This window comes from Streptomyces sp. SID4985, assembly GCF_009863025.1.
Lineage (GTDB): Bacteria > Actinomycetota > Actinomycetes > Streptomycetales > Streptomycetaceae > Streptomyces.
The window spans coordinates 1-440 of sequence record NZ_WWIR01000182.1; the positions used below are offsets into that span (position 1 = coordinate 1).

The 440-nt window shown below is 67.5% G+C and carries 1 protein-coding gene; it reads right to left on the minus strand.

Annotated features, from left to right (window positions below; all coding sequences use genetic code 11):
• Nucleotides 1-440, minus strand: a 440-nt coding sequence (locus GTW40_RS06985; RefSeq protein WP_161179282.1) for an acyltransferase domain-containing protein, incomplete at both ends; no start/stop codon positions are given.

Consider the following 440-nt stretch of genomic DNA (forward strand, 5'->3'; position numbering starts at 1 on the left):
ACTGCCACCATCACGCCACCCGTCGGCAGCGCCTGCATCAACCCGGCACGAGCGGCTACGAGCACACAGGCGTCCTTGAGCGTCAGCACACCCGCGACATGAGTTGCGGCAATCTCGCCCACCGAGTGACCCGCAACGATGTCCGGGCGAAGACCCCACGACTCCAGCAGACGGAACAGCGCCACCTCGAACGCGAACAACGCCGGCTGGGCAAACCCCGTCTCATCCAGACCCTCACCACTGGCCACCACATCCCGCAGGGGACGCGGCAACAACGGGTCCAGCCCTGCGCACACTTCATCGAACGCCCCCGCGAACACCGGGAACGCCTCACCCAACTCCCCACCCATACCGACCCGTTGAGCACCCTGACCGGTAAACACAAACGCCGTCCGCCCCCGCCGCACACCCGACGACACACCTGCGCCGTCGGCCAGCGC